Source organism: Streptococcus intestinihominis, assembly GCF_046824975.1.
Taxonomy (GTDB): domain Bacteria; phylum Bacillota; class Bacilli; order Lactobacillales; family Streptococcaceae; genus Streptococcus.
The window spans coordinates 541,196-544,085 of record NZ_JBKQBL010000001.1 but is presented as its reverse complement, the minus strand read 5'-3'; the positions used below and the strand labels follow the sequence as shown (position 1 = coordinate 544,085).

Sequence of the window (2,890 nt, the reverse complement as noted above, 5' to 3'; positions counted from 1 at the left end):
ATGCCAGGATCTGCTCTTTACATGATGGAGCTGAATGCTGATAGCGTGGCACAAGCCAAAGAAAAAATAAACCAAACCATGGAAGGAAAAAACAATGATTGATATTCATTCACACATTGTCTTTGATGTGGATGATGGACCAAAGACGATTGAGGATAGCAAGCTCCTCATCGAGGAAAGCTACCGTCAAGGGGTTCGTACCATCGTTTCGACGTCCCATCGTCGAAAAGGGATGTTTGAAACCCCAGAAGATAAGATCTATCAAAACTACTTGGCAGTAAAAGAGATGGTAGAGACCGATCTCCCTGAAATGAAACTGCATTTCGGGGCAGAAATCTACTATACGCGAGATATCCTAGAAAAGCTAGAAGCCGGGACTATTCCAACGCTTGCTGATACCAGTTTTGCCTTGATCGAGTTTAGTATGGCGACCCCCTACAAGGAGATTCACCAGGCCTTAAGTGCAGTTTTGCGCTTAGGAGTGACTCCGGTGGTTGCCCACATTGAACGCTACCACTGTTTGGAAAAAAATGAAAAACGGGTGCGAGAATTAATACGAATGGGATGCTATACCCAAATCAATAGTTCGAGTGTCCTCAAGCCGAAGTTGTTTGGTGATCGCTATAAGTTCATGAAACATCGTGCCCAATATTTCTTGGATAAGGACTTGGTCCATTTTGTTGCCAGCGATATGCACAATGTTGATCAGCGCCCTCCATACATGGACCAGGCTTATCAGTTGATTGAAAAACGCTACGGCAGTGACCGGGCGCGTGCCCTTTTTGTTGAAAATCAGCAAACATTATTGGATGACGAATTGTTTTAATCATCAAGTTCCATCACGGAGATTGAAAAGGAGAAAGTGAATATGAAAAACCAAGAGAGCAAAGAGATCGAATTGGATGTGGTCTCCCTCTTTAAAACCTTATGGCGTCGTAAATTCTCAATTCTAATTACGGCCTTGCTATTTGCGATCGGAGCCCTAGGCTACAGCGCATTTGTGGCGAAGAAAATCTACCAAAGTACCAGTCGTATCTACGTGGTCAGCCGTCAGAATCAAGAAAACAATGCCTTGACCAACCAAGATCTTCAAGCGGGATCCTACTTGGTTAAAGACTATCGTGAGATTATCCTTTCTCAAAATGTCTTGAACCAGGCTATTGAAGAGTTGAAGTTGGAAATGACGCCAGCAGAGCTTGCTAAGAAAGTCTCAGTAGCAGTACCTACAGATACTCGGATTTTGTCGATCACAGCATCAGACCCAGATCCAAAAGAAGCAGCTCGCATCGCGAATGGCTTGAAAGATGTAGCGGCAGAAAAAATTATTGCTGTAACAAAGGTGTCTGACGTGACAACATTGGATGAGGCAGTTGTCCCGCAGAATCCTTCTTCACCAAATATCAAACGAAATGTTGTCATTGGTTTTGTCCTTGGTGGTCTCTTGATTTCCATTCTGGTGATTTTGTCAGAGGTATTGGATGACCGTGTGAAGAAACCAGAAGATATCGAAGAAGTGATGGGTATCACACTATTAGGTGTGATCCCGAATGTGAAAAAACTGTAAGAGGGAGAATTCATGGCAACCTTAGAAATTGTAAAAAGCAAATTAGCAGCGATGACTCAGGCTGAAGAGTATTTTAATGCCTTGAGTACCAATATTCAGTTGAGTGGGACGAATATCAAGGTCGTTGCCATCTCATCTGTGCAACCAAACGAAGGAAAATCAACCATTTCTACGAATTTAGCGACAGCCTTTGCGCGTGCGGGCTATCGTACCTTGTTGATTGATGCGGATATCCGTAACTCGGTGATGACAGGTGTCTTCAAGAGCCAAGGCCGTGTCGCTGGATTGACAGAAGTCCTTTCTGGGAAGAGTGAGATTTCCCAAGCGATTGCGACAACAGACTATCCAAAATTGGACGTTCTCTTGTCAGGTCAGATTTCTCCAAACCCGACAGGTCTCTTGCAAAGTAAAAACTTCGAGGTCATCCTTGAGGCGCTTCGCAATCACTACGACTACATCATCGTTGATACTCCTCCGATTGGGATGGTGATTGATGCAGCGATTATCGCTCAACGCTGTGATGGAAGCTTAGTTGTAACGGCGGCAGGAGCTGTGAGCCGCAAGGCTGTACAGAAGGCCAAAGAGCAACTAGAGCAGACGGGGACACCATTCCTAGGAGTGGTCCTCAATAAATTTGATGTTCAATTAGAGAAATATGGTTCCTATGGTAATTACGGGAACTATGGGAATTATGGGAAAAAAAGATAAGGAATAGGATAGGGATATTATGACAGAAGGAAGGGGATTTCACAAATTTGCTTTGGCCTTTGTCCAAAGCTTACCAGTCTTAGTTGTGGCTTATTTGTTTAGTTTTGTGACAGAGACAGAAATCCACTCTAATACAATTTTCTATCTGTATTTGTTGCATTACGTAGCCTTTTACGTCAGTGATTACAACCAAGATTATTTCAAGCGGGGGCATCTAGTCGATTTCTTACAAACCTTGAAATACAGCTTGTGCTTTGCGCTTGCCATCAGTTTTTCGAGCTTCTTTTTGGAGGAGAAGTTCTCTCTCTCCCGTCGCGGGATGATTTACTTTTTGGTAGTTCATACTCTTGTCCTTTATTTGATGAACTACCTCATCAAACGCTACTGGAGACGCTTCTATTATAGTCTCAAAGGAAGTCACAAGATTCTCTTGATTACGGCTCATTCTCGTATGGATAAAGTCCTGGATCGACTCCTTTCGTCCAATGATAGCGGTGGGGAAGTGGTTGCGGTGACAGTATTAGACCGGCCAGACTTTCAACACCCCTCTGTTCGGGTTGTTCCAAAGGAAGACCTGTTGAATTTTGCGACCTATGAAGTGGTAGACGAAGTCTTTCT

3 protein-coding genes and 1 pseudogene are annotated in these 2,890 nt (G+C 43.7%); all 4 read left to right on the top strand.

Going from position 1 to position 2,890, the window contains the following annotated elements; translation table 11 throughout:
• Positions 1–94: 94 nt before the first annotated feature.
• The gene (cps4B, locus tag ACLOR3_RS02705) at positions 95–826 is read left to right on the top strand and encodes a capsular polysaccharide biosynthesis protein Cps4B (protein WP_411400165.1); all 732 of its coding nucleotides are present in this window, start codon (positions 95–97) and stop codon (positions 824–826) included.
• A 42-nt stretch (positions 827–868) separates the two neighbouring features.
• The gene (locus ACLOR3_RS02700) at positions 869–1,564 is read left to right on the top strand and encodes a Wzz/FepE/Etk N-terminal domain-containing protein (protein ID WP_411400164.1); all 696 of its coding nucleotides are present in this window, start codon (positions 869–871) and stop codon (positions 1,562–1,564) included.
• Between the two features lie 12 nt (positions 1,565–1,576).
• Positions 1,577–2,272, top strand: a complete 696-nt coding sequence (locus ACLOR3_RS02695) for a tyrosine-protein kinase (RefSeq protein ID WP_368387909.1) — start codon at positions 1,577–1,579, stop codon at positions 2,270–2,272.
• Positions 2,273–2,291: 19 nt separating this feature from the next.
• Positions 2,292–2,890: pseudogene (locus ACLOR3_RS02690) on the top strand (sugar transferase); the annotation flags it as partial.

Coding starts and splice junctions, on each gene's coding strand:
- ACLOR3_RS02695 (WP_368387909.1), top strand. CDS start 1,577: ATGGCAACCTTAGAAATTGTAAAAAGCAAATTAGCAGCGATGACTCAG.
- ACLOR3_RS02700 (WP_411400164.1), top strand. CDS start 869: ATGAAAAACCAAGAGAGCAAAGAGATCGAATTGGATGTGGTCTCCCTC.
- cps4B (WP_411400165.1), top strand. CDS start 95: ATGATTGATATTCATTCACACATTGTCTTTGATGTGGATGATGGACCA.